Annotated in this window: 20 protein-coding genes, 1 tRNA gene and 1 pseudogene; 11 read left to right on the top strand and 11 right to left on the bottom strand. The window is 35.4% G+C overall.

Features of this window, described 5'->3' with window-relative positions; genetic code table 11:
• Positions 1-2: 2 nt before the first annotated feature.
• On the top strand, positions 3-695 hold the full coding sequence (locus AC50X8_RS11435) for an S-layer homology domain-containing protein (protein WP_056034067.1): 693 nt from the start codon (positions 3-5) through the stop codon (positions 693-695).
• A 323-nt stretch (positions 696-1,018) separates the two neighbouring features.
• Positions 1,019-1,936: a stalk domain-containing protein gene (locus AC50X8_RS11430; protein ID WP_056034070.1), complete on the top strand. Its 918-nt coding sequence runs from the start codon at positions 1,019-1,021 to the stop codon at positions 1,934-1,936.
• 100 nt (positions 1,937-2,036) lie between these two features.
• Here the strand turns inward: AC50X8_RS11430 and AC50X8_RS11425 are convergent, their stop codons facing one another.
• The 3 genes and pseudogenes from AC50X8_RS11425 to AC50X8_RS11415 all read right to left on the bottom strand — a co-directional run bounded on the left by AC50X8_RS11425 (position 2,037) and on the right by AC50X8_RS11415 (position 4,765).
• Positions 2,037-3,758 carry a DUF4127 family protein gene (locus AC50X8_RS11425; RefSeq protein WP_494879840.1) on the bottom strand — a complete coding sequence of 574 codons (1,722 nt, stop codon included), beginning with the start codon at positions 3,756-3,758 and terminating at the stop codon, positions 2,037-2,039.
• Between the two features lie 142 nt (positions 3,759-3,900).
• Positions 3,901-4,014: pseudogene (locus tag AC50X8_RS11420) on the bottom strand (AraC family transcriptional regulator); the annotation flags it as partial.
• 666 nt (positions 4,015-4,680) lie between these two features.
• Positions 4,681-4,765 (bottom strand) — tRNA-Leu (locus AC50X8_RS11415).
• Between the two features lie 101 nt (positions 4,766-4,866).
• Between AC50X8_RS11415 and AC50X8_RS11410 the strand changes: the two genes are divergently transcribed.
• Together AC50X8_RS11410 and AC50X8_RS11405 are read left to right on the top strand one after the other, a co-directional pair.
• Entirely contained in the window at positions 4,867-5,031 is a 165-nt protein-coding gene (locus tag AC50X8_RS11410) for a helix-turn-helix domain-containing protein (RefSeq protein ID WP_494879838.1), read from the top strand.
• A 3-nt stretch (positions 5,032-5,034) separates the two neighbouring features.
• Positions 5,035-5,187, top strand: a complete 153-nt coding sequence (locus AC50X8_RS11405) for a hypothetical protein (protein ID WP_494879836.1) — start codon at positions 5,035-5,037, stop codon at positions 5,185-5,187.
• Positions 5,188-5,392: 205 nt separating this feature from the next.
• Here the strand turns inward: AC50X8_RS11405 and AC50X8_RS11400 are convergent, their stop codons facing one another.
• The 5 genes from AC50X8_RS11400 to AC50X8_RS11380 all read right to left on the bottom strand — a co-directional run bounded on the left by AC50X8_RS11400 (position 5,393) and on the right by AC50X8_RS11380 (position 10,844).
• Positions 5,393-6,832 carry an SEFIR domain-containing protein gene (locus tag AC50X8_RS11400; RefSeq protein ID WP_494879834.1) on the bottom strand — a complete coding sequence of 480 codons (1,440 nt, stop codon included), beginning with the start codon at positions 6,830-6,832 and terminating at the stop codon, positions 5,393-5,395.
• 11 nt (positions 6,833-6,843) lie between these two features.
• The gene (locus tag AC50X8_RS11395) at positions 6,844-7,728 is read right to left on the bottom strand and encodes a hypothetical protein (RefSeq protein WP_494879832.1); all 885 of its coding nucleotides are present in this window, start codon (positions 7,726-7,728) and stop codon (positions 6,844-6,846) included.
• Positions 7,725-8,378 (bottom strand): restriction endonuclease, encoded by a 654-nt coding sequence (locus tag AC50X8_RS11390; RefSeq protein ID WP_494879999.1) that lies wholly within the window; start codon positions 8,376-8,378, stop codon positions 7,725-7,727. The genes AC50X8_RS11395 and AC50X8_RS11390 overlap by 4 nt, the downstream gene beginning before the upstream one ends.
• A 291-nt stretch (positions 8,379-8,669) precedes the next feature.
• Entirely contained in the window at positions 8,670-9,596 is a 927-nt protein-coding gene (locus AC50X8_RS11385; protein ID WP_494879830.1) for a restriction endonuclease, read from the bottom strand.
• A gap of 516 nt (positions 9,597-10,112) precedes the next feature.
• Positions 10,113-10,844, bottom strand: coding sequence for a hypothetical protein (locus AC50X8_RS11380; protein ID WP_494879828.1), 732 nt, complete (start codon positions 10,842-10,844; stop codon positions 10,113-10,115).
• Positions 10,845-10,979: 135 nt separating this feature from the next.
• Here AC50X8_RS11380 and AC50X8_RS11375 point away from each other — a divergent pair, with 135 nt between their 5' ends.
• The 3 genes from AC50X8_RS11375 to AC50X8_RS11365 all read left to right on the top strand — a co-directional run bounded on the left by AC50X8_RS11375 (position 10,980) and on the right by AC50X8_RS11365 (position 12,970).
• Positions 10,980-11,243 carry a helix-turn-helix domain-containing protein gene (locus tag AC50X8_RS11375; protein WP_494879826.1) on the top strand — a complete coding sequence of 88 codons (264 nt, stop codon included), beginning with the start codon at positions 10,980-10,982 and terminating at the stop codon, positions 11,241-11,243.
• A gap of 416 nt (positions 11,244-11,659) precedes the next feature.
• On the top strand, positions 11,660-11,860 hold the full coding sequence (locus tag AC50X8_RS11370; RefSeq protein ID WP_494879824.1) for a hypothetical protein: 201 nt from the start codon (positions 11,660-11,662) through the stop codon (positions 11,858-11,860).
• Positions 11,861-11,950: 90 nt separating this feature from the next.
• Entirely contained in the window at positions 11,951-12,970 is a 1,020-nt protein-coding gene (locus AC50X8_RS11365) for a hypothetical protein (RefSeq protein WP_494879822.1), read from the top strand.
• A gap of 519 nt (positions 12,971-13,489) precedes the next feature.
• Here AC50X8_RS11365 and AC50X8_RS11360 read toward each other — a convergent pair.
• A complete protein-coding gene (locus AC50X8_RS11360; RefSeq protein WP_494879820.1) occupies positions 13,490-15,394 on the bottom strand; it encodes an AAA family ATPase in 1,905 nt (634 codons plus the stop codon).
• 303 nt (positions 15,395-15,697) lie between these two features.
• The gene (locus AC50X8_RS11355) at positions 15,698-16,348 is read right to left on the bottom strand and encodes a DUF1643 domain-containing protein (RefSeq protein WP_494879818.1); all 651 of its coding nucleotides are present in this window, start codon (positions 16,346-16,348) and stop codon (positions 15,698-15,700) included.
• A gap of 449 nt (positions 16,349-16,797) precedes the next feature.
• Between AC50X8_RS11355 and AC50X8_RS11350 the strand changes: the two genes are divergently transcribed.
• From AC50X8_RS11350 to AC50X8_RS11335, 4 genes are all read left to right on the top strand, one after another.
• A complete protein-coding gene (locus AC50X8_RS11350; RefSeq protein WP_494879816.1) occupies positions 16,798-17,745 on the top strand; it encodes a hypothetical protein in 948 nt (315 codons plus the stop codon).
• Positions 17,746-17,816: 71 nt separating this feature from the next.
• Complete coding sequence (locus tag AC50X8_RS11345; protein ID WP_494879814.1) at positions 17,817-18,542, top strand: hypothetical protein; 726 nt, start codon at positions 17,817-17,819, stop codon at positions 18,540-18,542.
• Between the two features lie 182 nt (positions 18,543-18,724).
• On the top strand, positions 18,725-19,618 hold the full coding sequence (locus tag AC50X8_RS11340) for an RES family NAD+ phosphorylase (protein ID WP_494879812.1): 894 nt from the start codon (positions 18,725-18,727) through the stop codon (positions 19,616-19,618).
• 221 nt (positions 19,619-19,839) lie between these two features.
• Complete coding sequence (locus tag AC50X8_RS11335) at positions 19,840-20,796, top strand: EcsC family protein (RefSeq protein WP_494879810.1); 957 nt, start codon at positions 19,840-19,842, stop codon at positions 20,794-20,796.
• Between the two features lie 405 nt (positions 20,797-21,201).
• Here AC50X8_RS11335 and AC50X8_RS11330 read toward each other — a convergent pair whose 3' ends face one another.
• The gene (locus AC50X8_RS11330; RefSeq protein ID WP_494879998.1) at positions 21,202-22,599 is read right to left on the bottom strand and encodes a TOTE conflict system archaeo-eukaryotic primase domain-containing protein; all 1,398 of its coding nucleotides are present in this window, start codon (positions 22,597-22,599) and stop codon (positions 21,202-21,204) included.
• Positions 22,600-22,708: the final 109 nt, after the last annotated feature.

Here is a 22,708-nt window from a genome sequence, read left to right as displayed (position 1 = left end):
CAATGAGAATCAAACATAAATTTGTGATGTTATCCGCTACTGCTCTGCTGGCTCTGTCTTTTGCTGGCCATAGCTTCGCGGCTTCCACTCCGTTCACCGACGTTAATCAGTCTTCTGTTAAAGATAAAATCGCTTCACTCCAGGAAAGGGGAATCGTTAAAGGCGTGAGTAACGACGAGTTTAAACCGGATGCATCCATCACAGCTGCCCAAGGTATTCAATTGATTGTGAATGCACTGAATTTGAACATCGATAACATTAGATTTTTCAAAGCGCCGCTAGCGACTGACTACTTCGCTAAAGCTAACAATGACGCCTGGTATGCAGACGCTTTAATCATTGCTGCGAATAATCGACTTGAGCTGCCAGCCGATCTTGACCCCGCCAAGCCATGGACAAAAGAAGAATTTATCCACTATTTGATGAAAGCCGCCGAAGTGACAAACAACCTGCCGCTTATCAACATTAAGCCTTTGGAATTCGCCGATGAAGCCGATCTGGACGTACAGTATCAAGGAGCCGTTCAACGAGCGCTCGTTCTGAAAATAGCGGATCTTGACGCGGATCGCAAACTCCACCCGAAGGAGGAAATTTCCCGCGCCGAAGCAGCGGTTTTGACCTATAATGTGCTGGAGTATATTGCCGCGCATCCAGCACCAGCTCCAGTCGAGCCGGAAACGGGAGCCGCCGAGTAGACGCAAGCCCGCTACCCGCCCATCCCGTTAAATTCCTGGTGCCTGCCACAATGCTGCATCGAAACAAACACAAAAGCAGCCCACTCTTCAAAGGGAGTGGGCTGCTTTTGTGTTTGTTTGAATAGTTGATTATAGCAAGTCAATATTGAAACATTTCCTCCAGTTCAACAATTAGGAAAAAAGATATATACTCTTATTCGTATATCCTATATAATCAAAAACAGATAATAGTTCTTTATAACTGCATAATTAGGATTAAATTCTCATTATTCTTCGTCATATAGTTCTATTTGTCTATACATTCATATTTAGGGGGATATAAAGTGTATATTAAAAAATCTTTTTTTGTATCATCTTTAGTAGCATGCGGCTTGGTATTTGGAACAGTAGGTATTTTTGCAGCAAGTGGTGTCGAGAAAATCCAAGTATTTCTCAATCACGATATTAAATTCCTTGTTAATGGTTCTTCTTGGACACCTAAAGATAACAATGGCAAAGTAATGGCTCCTATTGTGTATAACGGCTACACCTATTTGCCGGCAAGAGCGGTATCCGAGGCTGTAGGTGCCAGCGTCAAATACGAAAGCAGTTCACAAACGATTCAAATTACAGCTAGTGGAACTTCTTCTTCAAACGAAGGTGTTCCATATAATGACGATACTGACAGTACAAGTACTAGTCCAGCTGCTACACCTGCTCCTACTGCAAAACCGACTGCAACGCCTGCTCCTACTGCGAAGCCGTCTACAACGCCTACTCCTAGCAGCACATCGTCATCCAGCTTTAAAACAAATTGGCCAGCAAATGTGACTCTGAGCAGTGTAAGCAAAGAAAACAAAACACAAGTAGTGCAGCTACTCAAATATTTCTCAGCTGCTTTGGAAACAAATGATTACAGTCAGTTTAATAGCTACGTAGATAAATATGTTGAAGATAAAACCGAAACTAACAAGTACTTCGAGGGTAAAGATTATTCAAAAAAATTATTCAAGGAAACAGTAGAAGGTCTTCAAAAAGCTAATGATAAAAACACGATCAAAAAATATGCAGCCGCTCTGAAAAATGCAACTGTTTCTGATATTAAAGATGGTATTTCTCCTTATAAAAGCGTTTATAGTATGGATGTAAGCTTTAACTTTATACCCGAAGATTTTTCTGCATACAGTAGCACCTATGTATATTTTAAATATCAAACTTTCGCTGACGGATCGTTTGGCTTAAGCAGCATTGATATTCATTAAGATTTTACTTTAAGATTAGCTAAAAACTGAGCCTGGATGATTGACACTCCTTTCCTTTTGATAAGGAATGTCAATCACCCAGGCTTTTTTCTGCTTAATATTAATAATGTTGTCTTCGCAAAACGATGTCTGGCTCCACCGTAATTTCAAAAGCGCGGTCCCAAATAAATTTTGGATTATCCCGCTTCAAAACGACACGGGTATATGGCGCAAGCGACCATCTTCCATCACGGATTTGACGGATCGCGCAGGCCGGGGACGCTGAGCCAATGCCGAAAGCCTTTTGCTGGGCAAGTGTCGTCGTATTTGTCTGCATGCGGCCCTGCAAAAGCGCAGTCAACAGCTCAAAGTCGCTGGTGGAATTGAACAGCCGCATATTTTGATCCGCAGTCACATTCGTATATGGCGAGCGTCCGCGAGACTCCGTGCGTACTTCCGCGATTGTAACAACCTTGTAATAATAGTCCTTCAGAAAACGCTTGAACAGCAGCGAGCCGTGTGCATCCATGGCCGCATCGAGCACAGCCGCATGCGTCTCCATCGTCAGGCAGGCATAACGTGACTGAGCCATGCCAAGTGCCATGCCGATTTTATTGCCGGCCGTATTCCAGCCGCTATAGCCAAGCAGGCTGCCCGTGTATTTGCTGCCTAGCAGCGCCGTCGTAACAGCCGCATTTGCCGCGCCGCCGCCTGTAAAATCAATCACAATCGTCGGCCGCATATTCGCCGCATTTTCAGCCTCACGGCTCACCGCATTTCCCGCTTGGTCAACCGCGGTAATCGCAATGATTTCTATATCGCTCTCGATGCCTTCGCAGCTGTCCACCGCTTCCCCGCCCACAATATCGATATGGCGCAGCAGGTTTTGATGAACATCCATATATTCATAGGGATTCACAATCGCCCGGCCATCCGGGCCAAAATATCGGATTGCAAAGCGCGGCTTGCCGTTCACACAATATAGTTTTTTCGCCATGCGAGCCAGCAAGGAATGTCCTAATCCATCAGCATCCGGCAAAATAATAGCCCGCTCTGGGTTTTGTCCATCCGTGCCGCCAAGCCACTCATTAATCCGATTTTCCACAAAAGCGATCTCATTCGCCTGAATCCCGTCAATATAGGCATCGTCAACGCCAATGGCGACAAAATCAATATAGCCCTCCCTTGCGAGCTGATCCAGCATGTAATACGTCGTCGTCAATTTATGGCGCTTCGCATTATAATATTGCTCCTTATCCACATAGACGGTATCAGGGAAGCTCGTTCCATCCGGCTGAATATCGTAGCCATTCAAAATAGCCAGCAGCTCCGTCTCCGGCTTACGCGGCTTTTGCATGAGCGTACGCGTCTCGGTATAGGCTGGCATCGCCAGACCGTCTACGAAGACGGTAGAGGCAAGCCGCATAATCGTATCGAGCACATAAATAGGCTTATACGGATAAGCCTGCTTGACCTCGCGAATAACATCAAGCAGCTCAGTCGTCTGCGAGTCATATGCAGGATATGTACCTTCAGCAGTAGCGCGCAAGCGCCTGCTCCCAATAAGCCCGCCATACACAAGCATATCCAGAGAAATTATAAAACCGTCCACCTTGGAAGCATGATGAAAAATAAAACGGCGAATATGCTCCGGCTTGCCGAACGTCGGGCCAGAGGTACCGGTCACAAGCGTTCCGTCTGTCGTCATGTGGGAATCGAGGCGGTTGCGAATATCTCCTACTGGCGGCACAATTACTTGAATACCAGCGGCTTTGCCTTGCAAAATAATATCGTCCAAATTCGCTGGACGGTCGTCGAGCGGAATGTATAATACTTTTTTCATTTCAATCACTCCATGAAGTAAGGGTAGGCACTTCTCATTGAAATATCTTGTACCTTCACTTATGTAGGTAACCTTTTCGTTAGAATAACAACCATAAAAATATTTTAATTCTTCAGTACAGTTCTCAATCGCCTCGAGAGGACACTTGAAAACCCGCATCTGAAAGTGCGGCTGCTCCAAAAAGTAGAAGAGCGCGCGCCTTTTGCAGCCTTAATTGCTTTTGGAATTGCAGCGGGCTCATCGCCGTTATTTCCTTTTGCTAAAGCGATCTTGCTTGCGATTGAACAGCCATCTGATGTTAATGTGAATGAGATAATCGTCAGGCCTACGGCAAGCTTGGCTTAAGTCAAGCCATTTTTAAATTTTACTTAGGGCGTATATGCAACGAAAGCGAGCGAGATTAGGATAGAAGCCAGCATCAATTATATTCCTTCTATATAATGGGAATGTCACAGCTCATAAATGTGAACATATGTGCCAAAAGGCTGTTCTATGTTCTTCGTAACAGGGGGTAACCCGTTACCCCATCATAAAGTTGGCGGACTCAGGAGCCGCTATTTTAACAAAATCATGGTTAAGACATAGTTGGCGGACTCAGGAGCCGCTAATGCGCAGCAAATAGCCATTTTGACGGGATAATGAGAGCGATAACGGTTTTCCTGTCCGCTTACGGCATGAAATCGATTTAAAAGCCAGAATAGCGGAACCTCAGTCCTCCAAAAAAAGAAGTGAATGTTCCTCGTTTCCTGGCCTCAGCAACAATCACAGGCTGCGGTTCCCCTGCCCTCGTCAGATGAAATTGCTCTCGAATATGCACTATGCAAGGTGCAGCAGACCGATTCCAGCTTGCTTGCACATCCCCTAAATAACTGTAAAATAAAAAGAAGCCTTGAATATCAAGGCTTCTGGAAGTTTTAAGTTATGGTGCGGTAGACAGGATTTGAACCTGCACGTCCATTGGACACCACCCCCTCAAGATAGCGTGTCTGCCGTTCCACCACTACCGCACGCTCTATAAGGCTTTATATAAGGTTGACCACTTACTCTTCAGTTCATTAACTTAAATTATATAGTGGTTCTCGAACTATGTAAAGTCGTCAGAGAAATTATGAAGATAGTGTGTTACAGTTCAGCCCTACTAGCAAGCCTTCATCGTAGCTATTTATCTTCCATGGAGCTTGGCAAACGCAATGTTTCAATTGATTCACTTGAGAAAGTAATAAATGCCTTAGGAATTAATCCCATGCAAATCTTCAACTTTGATGATTCTTAGGTTTTGGAAGGTACAGCAGATAAAAAAGCAACATTGCAAGCTATCAATGCTCTTATTCAAGAGAGGAATACTGGTGAAGTTAAAATGGTTTATCGTATATTGAAAGATATGCTTGAAACGTTCAGTGGAAGCGGGAATACCAAAAACAGCACCTAGCCACAAGACTAAGTGCTGTTCTTATTATACGCCATCATGTATCGTTTAACGTAATCTAATCCTATCATCAAGCATTTCATCCAACTCCTATCAGAGTGCCATACACCTAAGCTGGAATGCGTCATAGCACACCAGAAGCGTCCACTCCTCTTTATAAGTCACTTAATTTAGTTACATTTAATTTGCTCCACTATGATAATTTTTATTAAGGCTTAGTCCCAATATCTTCTGGCTTAATGAAACTTCTAATTAAAGGTATACTTCCAAATCTACCAGAGTAACCTCTGTCCCCTTCCATAGTTACAACTTTTGATTTGAAATCCTCAATATCTTTAACGTTAAACAATGCACTCACTTCTTCATAATGACTCAGTGATTTAAGTTTGGTAAACAGCTTAAATACTCTAACTTCACTTAGATATATATAAGTGTTTGGAAACCAGACACTCTTCAATGCAGATTCATCAAAAAAGTAAAGTTTTGAGAGATTATACAAAAGAATATCAGACATTATCAAATCTCTCTTGTATTTCTCAGAAGCACGTTGCACTATTAAATCAGCATGCAAACTAAGCTTGTTTGAATTTAATTTTCTATTTCGATTATCTAATGATTTAATATAAAATCTAAAGTCAATAAAATCTTTGGTGTTCTGATTCCCATACTTACTCTCGACAAAATACTCACTAGTTAAAAACCTTGTTAAAAACTCATATTTTTCTCCTTTTAACAAGATTGTAGCTGTGTACAGATACAACTCAGTAATTAGGAATTTGTAATGATCGAATTGTTCATCATAAAATGAGCCATTCCCCTGAAATTCAGAATATGAATAAATTTTCTCAAAGAAATCAACAAGTTGGTTTAATTCCAATTTTTCGGTTAGAAGCAGTATCTCAAGTGCATCAACATAATCATCTCTTAAAGGACGCATTTTACCGATTAGGTCAAAAACCTTTTCTTCAATCATACTAATGTCATTGGTTTCAACTATAGTAAATTCACTAAGTGACTCAAAAAAATTCTCTACAAAGTCACTCCAATGATACTTCATTCTATTAGGATATTTGTCCGCGTTTACTTTCATCTGTCTAATAACTTTTGCTGTTTGAAAGTGAGCTTCTTCACTTTGAAGCAAAAATGCTGGCGCTTTTCCCAATGCTGGTTTTTGATGCAAAGGAACTTGATATATATTTCGAAGAAGCTTCTCATAATTTTCTTCAAATATATTTAATGACGATAAATCAATATAAAGTCTAGTTGCAATATAAGTTGGAATGAAGTCCTCACCTGTATCACTTCTTTCAGCAACAATGGGAATAAACTTTTCTTGATTAACATCTTTGTATATTTGTGGCGTTATTATTTGCGTCTCTGTACCTACACCTCCAATTCTATTATCAGCACGTTTCTGATACCCATTATCACAAATAATAAGCACCTTATCTACTGATTCCGAAGTTACCATACTTTCCATAAACACAAAAATATCTTGCCCTTCCTTCAAATCCCACTTGTCTAATATCACATCTACTCCATCTTCTCTTAATCTTCTTCCTAACTCTACGACCCATTCCTCATGTTCTGGTGTTGTCCAACTGTATGAGATAAATACTTTAGGATTTGTAATCACTCGCTGACTCATTTTTTCACCCCTTATATTTTACTGATCTTACTCTGTTCATCCTTGAAAACTAAATAATCTACTGTTACTTCCTTTAGAATCCTATCTAAAGCAATATAAAGAACCGCTGAACCAGCAAGTAAAAATGCATATACATCAGAATTTTCGACTTCGTATACTACTGCTTGGAATGTAGAAAACAACTCGTATACAGCGAATGCCATCATTATAGTGTACATAACAACTCTTCTGATAAATACTTCATCCTTTTTAGAATTGACTGTAGCAACTTTCACATAATAAACCCAATAGTTTCCGTATAGAGGAACGAAACACAACAATAAAAAGTAGTAATTATCAGACCACTTTAAGCTGACTAATAGAATTAATGATAGATAAAGAATTGTAATAGCCTTTAGAAAATCTAACATCTGATCCATTAGCAACATGAAGCGATTAATAATATAAAAATTTTTGAATCGATCAAGTTTTAACAACTGCGATATTTTTTTCAGCCCTGCAATAAAAGACGACTTATATTCAAGATGATGCTTTTTAAACTCGGTGTAAGTAGATGTTGTAACTAACATTAGGAAGAAGAATATAATTGATATTATTAAGAAATAAACCATAAATTCGCTCTTCCCATAACCCGTTGAAAAGTATGTTATAAGTAACAACACCGTATAAACAAATGGCAGTAGTAATGATACTACTTCTAAAAGTGTTACTGCCCATCCTCTATGAATTTTCGAGCCAATAACACTACCAAAATTCTCAGAAATCGGCATAAACCATTTGTTAAAGACAAAATTCAATCCTAACCACAACAGCACTATAAAAATAATTACCATTGCAATGATAGTTATATTTAGCGAAAGACTAAACTCAGTATTGACTGCTGAAAGCACAATCATCTACCTATCATCTCCTTAACATTTCTTTCTGCCTTATAATCCTTCCTAATCTCATGCAAAACATCGCTATTTGTCTCACTCCATGACTCTAGAATCATCCTTGGCTCTGCTTCAATTCTATCCATTATTCTCTGAATATCATTTTGCTTAAAATCGTTAATCATGGCTATTAAATCACTTCGATCTAAAAGCTTCACATGGTTGATTCCTGCTAAAATCTCGCAAGGCTCCGTAAACTTGGCTGATGCAATTACAAGAGCTTTTTTAGCCTTGTAGTACCGCATACAAGAGAATACCTCTTGCACAGCGCTTATTCCAACTGGATTATCTACTGAGTAACGTTTAGCCTGTACAACATTTCTAACGCCCTCTCGATCAGTGAACACTACATCTGCCCCAAAATCTCTACTATTTGTAGTCTTGTATACTCCAGAATAGCCTAACTCAATAAGTAGCCTATACAAATACATCTCAAATTCAGAGCCATCCCCCATTTTGTCTATTTCAACAATGCCTATCGTTTTCAAATCATAACTTTCTGGTATAGCTGTAATTGACTGTGATTTTTCTTTTCTACTTGTCTTTGAATAGACTATATTCCCAAACAATAAAATTAAGAGTAAAGCGCCTATTATGATAAATGCCGTTATTGCTCCCACCCCAAAACAATAGACTCGTATTTTGTCAAAATTTGAAGTTTATACACAGTTAAATATTACCACGTATAGGTCAATATCGCTAGATTATTTGGAAAACAAAAAAGAGACAGCCATAAAAACTGTCCCTTCTTATACCGTGCCAGCAACTTCCACCATAACATTTTTCAAAACCGCCTCTTGGTATAAAAAACTATAACTCCCTATACTAATTGACTTTATTGCAATTTATTATTGAACCGCTACAGCGGTCTAAGTTAAAATATTCATTTTAGTACATGACCGTTATCCATACTTTCTCCTTTGGATTTCTACGATTGTATTTACGTCATCAATCCAATCGCTTCCTAAATGAGCGTTCAGGAGCGTATGCATATCTTTATACGACCATATCTGTATCCTCTTGTCCTCTTTTTTTAGATTTTCACTAACATAACCAGTACAAAAAATGACCCCTCTGTTCACTTCATTCTTATTGATAACACGACTAAATGCTTGTACAGCCTGTAGAGTAAGTCGTGTAGTCTTATATAGCTTACACTCTACATATACCTGCTCAAAACCGTCAGGTCTTTTACCTCTTGCTATAATATCCTTTCCACCGTCTCGAGTGGCTTTAGTCCACAAGGTGTCATAGCCCATACGGTCATACAGATACTCAATAAACCATTCAAACTCCACGGATTTTAATGTCAGCAGCTTCTCAATAGAGTTTTCGCAGTGAATAAACTTGGCAAAGATAATCTCTATGCATTGCGCTATTCCAATGATACGATCATCAGGGAGATTGGGCTGTGAATATAAATAACTTTCAAGTGCTTGAACTGCATTGTATGGTGCTGCTGGAAGCAGTTCTAGAATCCATGTAACTCCTTCCCAAGCATCTAATTCTTTACTAAGTCGGATTATCTTTTCGCTACTCGCCATTTTTACAGCATGCTGACTAATTTTCACATCTGCAACTTTCTGCATCATCTGGTTAAGCTCATAGTCACTTTTATCTTGATTGCGTGTTAAAGGCTCTAATAGACACCTCAACAAATCTTTAACCTCTCCCTGATGTACATCTTTGATGTTCGCAATATACTTTTCCAGCCATTCATCATACGGAATCCTTAATGCTGGATATACTTTCCCCCTATTCACTACAAGGTTCTGCCATTCTTCAAATGTCTGATAGTTGGTTGTGTAAAGCCACTCGTTCATCTTCATTTGCTCCGACTCCTCCAATACAAATTGTTCAATTATGAACTATTTAATAATATTTCTAACCGCAAATCCCTACACAACTTATCGAATAATTCTGAAAAGCAAGCCCCATCCTATTGCCATACTACCATTAAAATACATCTAAGTCTATTCATATAAATTATTAAAAAATAAGAAATGTACAATTTTATGTAATAATGCAATATAAAATTCTTACGCCAACAATGTTGTCGACAAAATCAATTATAGTACAAACATTATCGAATACTCCAGCAATTCGTACCTCAACCTTTTGCTTAAAGTAAATACAGTTCTGGAGATCAGCATCCGAAAGAATATCTTTTTTCTTCAATTTTACTATCCTCTCTTAAAAGTAAAAAAGCACCACTAAATCAAGGACAGTTCCTGCCCAAGAATTAGCGATGCTTTCGCGTAAAAATATTATTTCCTAGACAGTACCATCCAAGCTTTCATATCAGCAATAGTCTGTTAAAATAAAAATCTCAATTTGAATAGTACCTATACAGCTCTACTGATCAAAACGCTAATTAATCCATACCAGTGATTAGCATCTTCTATTGCCTTCTCAGCTTTTTTATCTTTTTTAGATATTTCCCTCTTCTCATTTAGAAAATTGACAGTCACATAGGGTCTTTTCGTATCATCAACTATGAACTTCATATATATTCTCTTTACACTATCATTGGAAGTTATCTTCGTTCCTGAAACTCCACCAATTACTGCACCAACACCGCCAGCTAGCAGCCCTCCAATTACTGCCCCACCTAATTGACTCCCCCTAGAGGTCTTCGTAATTTGCACTTCATCCTCAATCATTTCTACCTCTAGGACGTCTGCGAAAGAAAATTCTCTAACTTCATAATCTATAAAATAAAGACGATCTTTAATTTCATCCACTACAACAGCAAAATCATCAAATTCAGTAACATATTTTTTCATGCTAGTTATTCCGTTAGCGATTATTATTTCATCTAGGGCTTCTTCTTTCTGTTTCTTGATTCTATCTTTTGATTTCGTATCTATTGCTAGTCCTAACCCCAACATAATAATAAAAACTATTAGCGTTAATGCTCCCCACCAAAATTGAAGCTTATAGCATAAATAAATCGTTAAGAGAAGTGGTATCCACCATGTGAATACTGATAATTTTTGAACCAGAGGAGCTTTTGAAAACTCTTCTGCTTCAATTGCTTTTTCATCTACACTAAGTAGACTTTTCTTATTTTCCATGTCTCTAATCCCCATCCTTCGTCTGAATAATTCTAATATAACATCAAAAATAGTTATTTAAAACCATTTTGAATAGCATGCTACGTGGTCATAGTTTCCAAACCAATTTGATAATGGTTTAAAAAGAGGTTTGGTATGAATAGAACAAAGAAAAATGAACCTAGTAAAGAAGCCTTAGCTTTTAGCAAAATCATGAAATCATTAAGATTAAAACAGGGCATGTCACAAGAGGATTTAGCTTCTGAAGGCAACTTAGACAGAACATACATTTCAATGCTCGAAAGGAATGTAAGCCAACCTACCGTTACTTCCTTATTTGATCTATCACGAGCTTTAAACATCAAAGCTTCTGATTTGATTAAATTGATAGAAATTGAGTTAGAAAATCCAGATAACTAACCCGTTTAAGATAAATTTGAATAGCTCACCATGATTTTTTAAATGACATCCACACTAGTCAAAAACAGGTTTGAAGCTCAGAATCCATTCTGAGCTTTTTGGCGTTACGACTTTTTTTCTCCTAAAGAGAAATAATTTTCATTTAGAATCACAATTTACTAATCAAGAAATGTCCCACTTTTTAAGAAGAAAAATGATTAATCAACATTTCATTTATAATTCACTTCCACAAATAAATAATAATGAATTATTGAATTTCACAATATTTTAACAAGCGTTAAATAAAATGAATCTAAATAATGGATTAAGGACTCAAGATAAACCAACAAAAAACATTGCTTTTCGAACAAAAAGATACTATTATTGATTTGAATCATATTTAAATTAATTTCTCATATGAATATCGAGGTGATATGATGACTCATTCACAGGAAAACAGAGATATACGAAATGCTAACTTCGAAAAGTTTATAGAGGAACACAAAGATGCAATCAGAGAACATGCTGATTCACAATCTAAAACTGTCAAGCAAGATGATGAATGGGCTGAAGAACCTGAGTGGGATGAGATGTATAAGGAACTAAAGTTAAGACAACGTAAGCGGCAGAATTACTAGCTCACTTATTACTTTTAAATAACTCTTATATCCGATGATCCCAATGTTTTAGCGGTTTAACTGTTCCCGCACGAGAAAGGAGGCTTCATAATGGGTTCCAATAATACAAAGTTTACTCAAGAGTATGTAGAATCTATTTTCAAAGAGAAGGGTTGTACTCTTCTGTCCACCTATATAAACACAGGAAGCCCCCTGAAGTATATTTGCAAATGCAACACAATTCAGCAAATCACTTTTAATAAATTTAAAAATCGCAAGCACGGCTGTAAAAACTGTACAGGATTAATGAAATATACTCAAAGCTTTGTCGATCAATATTATCAGAGTTACGGATGTAAGCTACTATCAGAATATAAGGGCGCTAATAAGCCTTTAACTTATCTTTGCCTGTGTGGACAAATCTCTACAAGTTGTTTTTCAAATTTTAAAAATCAAAGCAAACGCTGCCCATCATGTGGATTAAACAAACTATCAGAACACTTTAAACATGATATTGAATATGTCAGGAACTATTTTATAGCAAACAATTGCCAACCAATTTTTACAGAATATAAGGGAGTACATGAACCATTAAGTTATATATGTGAGTGTGGTCATGAGAGCAAAATAGCATTTGCGGATTTTCAATTTGGAAAACGTTGCTGGAACTGCAAACTAACTCGCACAAAAAAAACAATGTATCTGAACGATTCGGGAGTTTGTTCCCAACAGCAAAAACATATTCACTATCTTCTTGGGGGCGAACTCAATTTCCCAGTTAAACAACTGTCTCTAGATATCGCCTATCCTGACAATCAAATTTACATTGAATATGACGGCAGTGGTCACGATCTTAGTGTTAAACTCAAATCAAAAACTATTGACGATTTTGATGCGTATGAGAAAAAAAGGAGATATGCTTTATACAGAAGCGGATGGAAAGAAGTTCGATTGATTTCAAGAAAAGATTTTTTGCCGAATGATGAACAAATTATTCAAATGTTTAATTTTGCAAAGCTGTGGCTTGAAAAAGGACACTCTTGGATAGTTTTTGATGTTGACTTTCAGACAGTAAAAACAAGTTCTTTTGAACAACACTATTCAATGGGTACATTAAAAAGACTCAGATAAAGCATACAATCACCTGACATTTCCAGAGAAATAAGCACAAGTTATAAATATTCGCGCTGCTGATGTGCTAGCCCCTATACAGAATTCCAATTAGTTTCTGTTGCCGAAAACCACCCCCCCACAATCTGAGTTTATATCCCCAAACAAAAACCCTCTCTCTGGAGGGCTTTTCACGTGTACTGTATTTTATCATCTTCTTTAACAAGCGTAGGTGCGTTATCCTGATACGCTCTCTTGTTGCTTGGCAATATGACCTACAAACCCCAGCGCAGCTCCTGTACATACTGAACACTTGTAAAGGTTTATAATTCATCTGTTGTGCATGCTTTTGAAATCCAATTACTCTTCAATGCAACTTGCATATAAATTCATACAAAAGATTAATTATACAATACAAATTGATTAAACACTCGCTCTAAGCAGCCTATGTCGCAAAACCCTAATTTCGCGACAACAAAATTTTATCACTTTAAACTAAACCCTAACTTTACTGAAAGATATCATTGTATTTTTATTCATTTAGTTACTAACATTCTCAGTGAATTTTGTAGCATTCATTTTTTGAATAAATGTATAAATTAAAATTGTTAACTCTTTTGCTTCCTCAGATAAATCCTCAAATTTAATTATATTTTTAATTGCCCTCTCACAAAAATCAATTTTGTTACTGACCGATCCCGATTTAGATTTATAGCTCCCTCTTCTCATTGGGGAATTATAAAATATGTTTTGCAAAAAAACACCTAATTGTTCATCTTGATAATCAATTTCTTCAAAATCTTTTAAAAGTAGTTCACTTACACTTATACCTTCGTAATCTGCTAGAACTTTTTTTAAAACATCTTTACTTATTAAGTTTTCAATCTCTCTTGATTTTAGACAATAGTAGCGCTCCTTCAACTTGGATTGTAATTTTTGTTGTCTCGGTAATTTTTCTTCACCGCCATCTTTATCTGTAATTAAAAATAATCGTCCACAAAGTCTTTCAACATTAATCGTCTTATTGTTTGACTCTTCTTCATCCAAGAATGACCAGTGCACTATATTATTTCCACTATATTCAACAAATGAATAATGAATATCCTCGAACAGTTTTTGAGATTCAGGCATCTTTAAATGTGATTGATACAAATTCAAATAATGTCTGATATAATATCTATCAGTTATGCCTTCGACCCAAATTGTACAATTCGACAAGAAAACTGAAGAATTCCTGACACCAAGCATATCAAGAACTGTATTATCCTCATTACTTACATTTTCTATAATGAATCTAGGTCTCTCCTCAAAATCAAAAAAATCATTAGAATCCTTCTCAAATTGTTTTTTCACTGTATAAATTGAAACTTTTGAAAAATCAAGAGTAAGGTCAAGAAAATGATTAGAGTGAGTAGAGATAAAAAACTGACAATGATCAAAATATTTATTACTATAAAGTACATCTAACAGCTTTCTTTGTAAGCCAGGATGTAAATTCAATTCAGGTTCTTCTATAAAAACATTCAATTTTTTTAATCTGTAAAAAAACAAGGGAAATGTAATCAATATTATCGACTGAATACCATCTCCTAGATTATATATTGGTTGTTCTTTTTCAGTACCAATCTTTATTAACAACACATCTGAATCTTTATCTGCTGTTAAAGTTACTTTCTTATCCATAAAAAACTCTTGTGACAGGAATGATTCGAACTTATCCAATCTTCTCCTATCTTCAAACTTACTTAACCTTAGTTCTTTAATTTTTGAATACATTTCAAATCCAGTAAATATCATCGTTTCTGGTGAATACTGAACCTGCTCATCAAAATAATCTTTTAAAGTTCTATTGTAATAACAGTCTTTGTCCGCTACAGGTCTTAAACCCCTTAACATTGGAATATACAGATTAACGTATTTTTCATTTATGTCACCTATTACACTTATTATGTCGTGTTTTAATTCCTTCCCTAAAACATTTATTTTATTTACGATTTCAATCTTTTCCGAATTTAGTAAAGCTTCTGTGGAAAATGAGTCATTCCTAATTACGATTCCGTTAAAATTCATTTTCAACATTTTATCGGCATACTGCTTTAATTTAGTATAATTTTCAGAGGAACTAGATAATGTTTCTGGAAGTTTTAATTCAGTAAGTTCCTTGAGAATATTGTCATAATCATCAACGCAGTACTCTGAAAAAGTAATTGTTAATAAGTCTAAAATACCCTCTATAAGTGTATAGAGTTTAGCATTTATGTCCTCATTCAACCTATATTCAAATTTCGTTAATTTATATAGATTTCTTAATAATAAACTCTTACCTGAGTTGTTCTCTCCAACCATAATATTAATTTTCGATAGATTATCAATTAATTCTTCATCATCGCTTAGTATCAAATAATCCCTTTTAAAATGATAAGGAAGTACTATACTTTTTATCATAAAATCAATCCTTTGGGTTAATTAAAAATCTTCTTTTTAAAACTATACATTATTTAATATCACTATTTCTTGAGCTCAAAAAGCAATAAATTCACTCCAAACCTGAAATATCACTATATGTATCTATCAATTTTAATTTGACCTTCCACTCGATTTTTGAAGATAAACGATAATCCCCATTTTATCGCATGAAGTGAGAGCGCTTGAGCACCTGTTCATATTTATATTGCATATTTCAGTTTCCGTTTCAGCTTTCATCTATCTTTTTTATCTCCCAATCTGCCTGTCTCTGCTTCAAGTCGTCTAACACACTAATTTTAAGAAGGTTCCCCTTATTGAAAGTGAGGAACACTTCACATACTCAGATATACTAAATCGATTTGGATGTCGTGGACGCTTTGTAGCAGTCAATATTGTTTTATGATAGGAGCTAGATGATTTCAATACATAAACTGAATTCAATTTCTTATATTTTTTAAGACAATCATAGATAAAGATAGCCTCTGTATTATGAACATTTGCACTCATACCTTTGGGAACATTTCCCCATGCAAGAACAATATATCTTGAATCTGATATTGCATTGTCTATAGTGTACCTATTCCTGTTGTAATATCTATTATATTCGGTAGGATGTTGCATAACTTGGTCTAACAAACTTTGTAGTGATGTGGATTTAGGTTCATATAAAGCAAAAAGATTGAGAATACGAACCTTACCAATCTGATATTTATCATTCTTATTGTCAGACGCAAAGCAAATTACCTTATTTACTGTAACATCTGACTGATCCATATCTGCCTTGCTAGGATTCATCATTATATATGTTAATACATTCTTGTGGCTCTCATTAATAGTAACAGTTAAACAGTACCTTGCCTCTATTCCGTCAATAATATGGACTGGCTGACATTCCCTACTGATTACACAAGAAGGATACTCCTTTATCTTCAACATAGTCATCTCCTTTAGATTTAAAGTCTCTTATTTAATTAATTTAAGAAAAGTTCTCTTTTGATATCCTTCTGCATCTATACCTTCACGCACTTTAAGTTCTACAGACCTTAACACATATCATCTTGTTTACATTGTTACAGCTGCAACCTCCAATCAAATGACCCCTTAATCTAATTAATTCAATCAATTGTTATTTAATAATGACAATACATATTCATTTATGTACTACTGTAAAAGGGCTTTCAGTAAATATACTAAAATCAGCTGAGTTCCATACTCTCCAAGTAAATTCCACAGGGGCATTCCACTAATACTAAAAAATAGTTATAATTACCTATACCCATACTAACATATACCATAGGAAAGGAAGCAAAATATTTAGCTTGCTGACATTAAATCTCACGTTTAACTGGAATTCTAAATTCATTATTAATAGGTGGTTTGTTATGAAAAAGTACATTATGATACTTATCCTATTTTTACTTGTAGTTGCTGCTGTTAGTGTACCTAATAAGCAGCAATACAGTGAATGGTTGAAAGAAGAAGTCAAAAACGAAAGCAATAGCTTTTTGGTTAATCTTGGAATTGATCTACTTGGAACAATGATTATAGAAAATATAACAACCTGTAAGAACTACGTATTTTTAAACATGTGTACTTCAACCATTAGTGATTCTGAAAAAATCACCGCAGTTGGATTATTCAATAACTATCTGGGTTTACAGTTCCCTCAATTGAAACAAACAAATATTACATCAAAACAAGAACAACCAAGTCTAACCTCTTCGCCAATTACGAAAACTTCAACTGATGTAGAAGAAATACCTGCTCTCACCTCTGAACGAATATATATAAGAAGTTTTCAAACAGATACGCAGCTTAATGATTCTGTAGAGTGGACATCTGACAACATTCAAAATGACAAGATCCTTCCACTAAATCTAAAAAATAATAAAAAAGCTGAACTGGTTTTGGGCATTGGACACCCAAATTCTTTTAGGTTCAATGTTATCTTTAAAGAAGAAGCTCTTGGATTGCCTTTACCAGTGGAGGATGCTGATGGCTTGATATTTAATGATTATGGGGATTTAAACAATGACGCTTTGACTGTGCAAGCAACAACACATGATTTTGGTGATAAGACTACTGGAGATAAGATTATCATTGCTATCAGTGATGGTTTTTCACTAGGAATGTTTTGGGTTATCTCTTATACTCCTGTTTATGATTTAACCAAAGTAGACCCTTTTCATCTTGAGTTGTCTGGGTTTATGCAAGACAAAATTTGGATTGAGGACAACAAGCTCTATGTACCTATTGGTAGTCACAACATAATTGATAGGGAATATGAATGGCTAAATCAAAAGTTTTACACATCAAATGTGGATCAATAAACGGCCAATACATGTTAAAGGAACATAGTTTTAAACACGAAAATAACTTGGACATAGAGAAGGAGAACACCATGACAGAAAAGCTAGTCCATTATTACAAAAATAATGTTACTACTAAAGCACTTGTATTCAAATATTTCAGTGTCAGACATACTGTATTCAGTATTTCATTTGTATTTACTATATTCTCATGCATGCTATTAATCTCTTCTCTTATCCTTTCTTACTTTATCTCTATCAAGTTAATTAACATCATAATATTTTTCTTAATGTCAGTCTTATTCTTAGCTACAATGTCTTTTGTTGTTCAGAGAAGCACAAAAAAAGTTTTAGAAAAAAGGTACAATATACAAATCAGAAAAGAAAACTGGCGCCAAGGGGAATATGCAAACATCCAAAATGAAAAATTAATTTCTTACTTAAAATTGCACCAATTGTACACTTATAAAAAAATCGAATTGCTTATAGCAACTCTGGTTAAAGAAATAGAAAGAAAAAAATTACCACCGTTTGTCGCACCAGGATTACTTATTTCATTTCTTGTACCTGTATGGATACAATTTGTAATATTAGAATTTAAGAATGTTCAAAATGGCGGTGAAGCTGCAACATTACTTTGGAGTATATCGTTATTTGTTATCATAACGATAAGTTTTATTGGAGCATTAAAATGGATCACAACAGAATTATCAGATACTATTATAATAACTGATTCCTCACTTCGGAAAAGGTTAGTAGAGAAACTTGAAGATTTACTTATTCAATTCCCAGAAAAAGAACAGGAACTTAAAAATTAATAACTCATATAAAACTCAGACTTTATATACAGAATATTATGCAAGTACGTTAAATTTTTAACGAAGATATCCTTGTTGTTATTCGCTTTATAGCTATTTATTGATTGCAGGGAATATCTTAACGGTGAATGTAACAACACTAGGGTGGCGGTAGTGCTTACTAACAATTAAGGAGAATTTACTTGATAAAAGATGCTGATTTTGCTGAAGCACACGAACTATGGTCTGATTTTAAATTACAGGTTTTATATAAAAACAGATTTATTATCAAACATACTGTCTTAGACTACTTAGTAAAATTAGCTGAGGCAAACAAAAGAGTAATTGAATCGGAAACAATTTTGTATAGAGCTAGGATATTCGAGGATAATCTTAATCAGATTTTGTATCTTAATCAACTTGAAAATAAAGTAATGAATAATCCTGAAGACAAACAAATTTCCTTAGAACGTCTTTTCTATCAAACAATGAATAAAAGAGATTCTGGATTTTACGGTTACAATAAAGAAAAATCTTTTGTTCCATTAGATAATGATTTAATAAATGATGGTAGAGCCAATCCCTCGTTTATAAAATATCTCTATACAGCAGAGGACGCATATACCGCTATGGTAGAAGTAAGACCATTTCTAGAGAGCGTGGTTAGTATTGCAGAGATAATAGTAAAATCACCTTTAACAGTTGTGAATTTTTCGTATGAATCATTGAATGAATTAGGTGGTGTAGAAGAATGTCTCATGTATTTAATAATGAGCGATTTTTCAAAACCTTCAAATTCTAACAAAAAAAGTTACATACCTACTCAATACGTTGCTGAGTTTATTAAAACATTAGGTATGGATGGAGTAAGATTTAACAGTTCACTCTATAAACGAGGCAGAAATATTACAATTTTCAATTATCAGAATTGTGAGCCTTTAAATTCAATGCTTTATCAAATTAAAGATATCTGTTTTGAAGCTAAAGCTATTTTTCCTGATGACAAACTTGATTTGCTTCATTTCAAGCTCTTAGAAGCTAAACAACTAAAGTTAAACAGTTTAATCAAAAAAGATTTAACCAAAGACTTAATATAAATATTCTTCATCCACATTTTAAATAATGAATAATGTTATTATGACGATAACGTAATATTATTTTCCATTCAACAATGAAGGAATAGACATATAAGACCACCATGAATAATAAGTATAAAGAAAAAAGATAACAAAACTCCTTTTGAACTACAACTCAATTCAAGAACCACAACTTTTAAAGAATGATCATTTTAGCATTAAATCAATTGGAGGACGCCTCAATGATAGATTTTGATTCCATAGATTTTAATGAATATGAACAGTTTGTTATCAAAGAAATAGCAAAGAACAGCTTCGATAAAAATCCAATTCAAACTTTCCTTGAATTAGCAGGGAGACCTGTAGCTAAACTTATGGAAGTAGCACATTCATCAAAGAATAAACATGTACAGAAGGCAATCTCTAATATTGACATGACAATTGAAAAATCATTGCGAGGTACTATTAAGTTAGCAATGACTTTAACAAATGATAATGCTATTCGTAAAGAGTACTTTAAAAAACATAAAATAAGCATTAACCATATAGAAGATATTCGCTCTCTATCCTTAAAAGAAATGGACATTGTTGCAAATACATTTGACCTCAGTAATGGCATTATTGTTTCAGTAGAGGGTGTTGCAATGGGACTAGCTACTACCGTGTCTGTTGGACTTCTAGCTCCTCTTACTGTAACTGCCGATGTAACAGCATCAATGACCCTTATGTCACGACATATAAGCCAAATTGCAACTTCATATGGTTATACCCCCATTGATCCAATAAATATCCCACATATTTTATCAGCAATGGCACCTACCTCTTCTTCATCAGATGAAGGATTCTTATCAACAAAATATGCTGCGGTTGCTGAAGTTAGAGCTGCTGTAAAGTTTGCTAAAGATATGACTGGAGAATTAACGTCTGAAGTTGTAGAAAAATCTTGCCCTCAGCTTATTAAATTAATTCAGAAAGTTGCTGAACGTTTGGGTGTTGTTGTTACCCAAAAAGAGTTGGGTATGATTATACCTATGGCTGGAGCTGCCATTAATGGGGGGCTTAATCTAACATTTCAACAAATGAACCACACAAATGCTAAAAACTATTTTAGAAAACTATATTTAGATAATAAATATGGAGAAGAGCGTGTAAACACAGCGCTTAATGCAGAAATAAATCGACTTAAGAATAATAATTAAGCTCAAATATTAATAACACGCTTTGCCTATTCTATAATTTAGACATCCTATATCGCCCTCTAACAAGTGCTAACTACTTAGGGTAGAATTCTCCACCTAACTCATTCCCAATAGTTACAATTGAAGGAGCGAGGTGGAGAGAGCATATATTTATAATGTTTCCTGTTAGTCATTTTAATAAGATTAATACATGTTCTCTCAAACTATCCTTATTCGCTTAGTCGTTATGTTACAAGAAAATTCAAGAATGTATCTCAACTCACACCAAATAGCCGTTCTATTGATTTTTAACTTGTGTACATAATGAGGGTTAATAGGTATTTATATCTTTTTAACGCTTTACAAAGCACTACCAGCATGCCTTAGCTCTTTCATTCCCACTACAATCCACCTTAACGCCCACTCTCAACCAGTTAAGCTAACAAACTGCCTTCTGGGTAACAGCTTTCTTAATTGAGATTTAGTATAGTAGTAGTCAAAACAAGCAACAATACTGGTAGTAGCATTTTCATCTGATGAAATGAATACGCCATTATTCTCATTTCCTTTAAGTATTGTTAAAGTATCTGCTGTTTCTGGGCTGGAACTTAACTTATCCAAAACCAAATTCATTCGATAAAGGTTAGGTTTTTTCATCTTCGTACCACTCTGTATACGATTACGCTCAACAATTTCAATTACTCCTATTTCAGCAAGTTTGTTCATATTCCTTTCAACTGTGCTTTCTGCAAGACCTGTTGCTTCGATCATTTGTTTAAACGTCATGAAGAACACTCCGTCCTTCCTGGCGTATCTTTTACTATGTACAAGCATAGCGTAAGTTAGAATCTTCCAATTTGATTGTTTACAGCGTTCTATAATCGAATTAATTTCTTTAAAAGTGACTGTAACCTCTTTTTGCTTAGGTACAATAGTCGAATCGTTTGAATAGATATACATAACTATTTCATGAATGTCCTTGTAACAGTCAATCATATCACTTCTGAAATACGCTTTGTTCTGATTGTCCATCCATTCATTCAACTTTTGTACTGTTTGTTCTTCATCATTACCTTGATACTTCAAGTACAAAGCTATTTTAAATAAAGAATTATGCCTAGTTCCAGCTACCTGTAATCCGTACTTCAGCAGCTCTATTGCACTATCAATGATTGAATCTGGTGAAACAGCGTAAATAGACAAATCTCTATGTTTAGCAATAACCTCCTCAGCTGTTACCATTTCTTCAGTAGCTGGTTTATCAAGCGTTGTAGTATATTCTATGTTATCTGATGAACGCTCCAATATATTAAAAATCAATTGTATGCTAATCTTTTCAATCTTCAACAAGTAACGCTCACTTTCTTTACTATCCATTACATGTAATCCATCCTCAACCCTACAAAAACCGCAATAGTTCCCACTCTTCTGGTGGATGCCTAAGGGAAGTTTGACTCCCTGCTTTTCGGTAGGACGAAATTCTACGTTACCCTCATTCGACTTTTGTATCCCAGCTTCTTGCAACACAAAACTATAAAATCGTTTCGCTGTAGTGATATCAATCAAATCATTAAAGAACAGTTCGATATGGTAACCTTTACTACCACTAAAGCTGATATAGTATTGATTAATTCCTACATTATTCAACACATCCGCAAGCTTATATGTAATCCACTTAGCATATTCAGGATCAGTGTAATCCACATCAAAGCAAATGAACTTGGAATACACTATACCACCAAAAACTCCTACGGTATGTACCCGTTTCATATGGTACTTCATTACATGTTGTAGTAATGAAACACCGTTTTTCCCACTTACTATAGTATTGTATTTCCCTGATTGATCTTGAATTAGATATTTTTTGTTTTGAATTACGTACAGATCATAAATCTTATCGATAATTGTACTCTTCCTTTTTTTCCTAATTTTT

The organism is Paenibacillus sp. JT22N15 (assembly GCF_059383755.1).
This window is presented reverse-complemented; position numbering and strand designations above follow the sequence as displayed.

Coding starts and splice junctions, on each gene's coding strand:
- AC50X8_RS11435 (WP_056034067.1), top strand. CDS start 3: ATGAGAATCAAACATAAATTTGTGATGTTATCCGCTACTGCTCTGCTG.
- AC50X8_RS11425 (WP_494879840.1), bottom strand. CDS start 3,758: ATGAAAAAAGTATTATACATTCCGCTCGACGACCGTCCAGCGAATTTG.
- AC50X8_RS11410 (WP_494879838.1), top strand. CDS start 4,867: ATGAAGATAGTGTGTTACAGTTCAGCCCTACTAGCAAGCCTTCATCGT.
- AC50X8_RS11400 (WP_494879834.1), bottom strand. CDS start 6,832: ATGAGTCAGCGAGTGATTACAAATCCTAAAGTATTTATCTCATACAGT.
- AC50X8_RS11395 (WP_494879832.1), bottom strand. CDS start 7,728: ATGATTGTGCTTTCAGCAGTCAATACTGAGTTTAGTCTTTCGCTAAAT.
- AC50X8_RS11385 (WP_494879830.1), bottom strand. CDS start 9,596: ATGAAGATGAACGAGTGGCTTTACACAACCAACTATCAGACATTTGAA.
- AC50X8_RS11380 (WP_494879828.1), bottom strand. CDS start 10,844: ATGGAAAATAAGAAAAGTCTACTTAGTGTAGATGAAAAAGCAATTGAA.
- AC50X8_RS11375 (WP_494879826.1), top strand. CDS start 10,980: ATGAATAGAACAAAGAAAAATGAACCTAGTAAAGAAGCCTTAGCTTTT.
- AC50X8_RS11370 (WP_494879824.1), top strand. CDS start 11,660: ATGACTCATTCACAGGAAAACAGAGATATACGAAATGCTAACTTCGAA.
- AC50X8_RS11365 (WP_494879822.1), top strand. CDS start 11,951: ATGGGTTCCAATAATACAAAGTTTACTCAAGAGTATGTAGAATCTATT.
- AC50X8_RS11360 (WP_494879820.1), bottom strand. CDS start 15,394: ATGATAAAAAGTATAGTACTTCCTTATCATTTTAAAAGGGATTATTTG.
- AC50X8_RS11350 (WP_494879816.1), top strand. CDS start 16,798: ATGAAAAAGTACATTATGATACTTATCCTATTTTTACTTGTAGTTGCT.
- AC50X8_RS11345 (WP_494879814.1), top strand. CDS start 17,817: ATGACAGAAAAGCTAGTCCATTATTACAAAAATAATGTTACTACTAAA.
- AC50X8_RS11335 (WP_494879810.1), top strand. CDS start 19,840: ATGATAGATTTTGATTCCATAGATTTTAATGAATATGAACAGTTTGTT.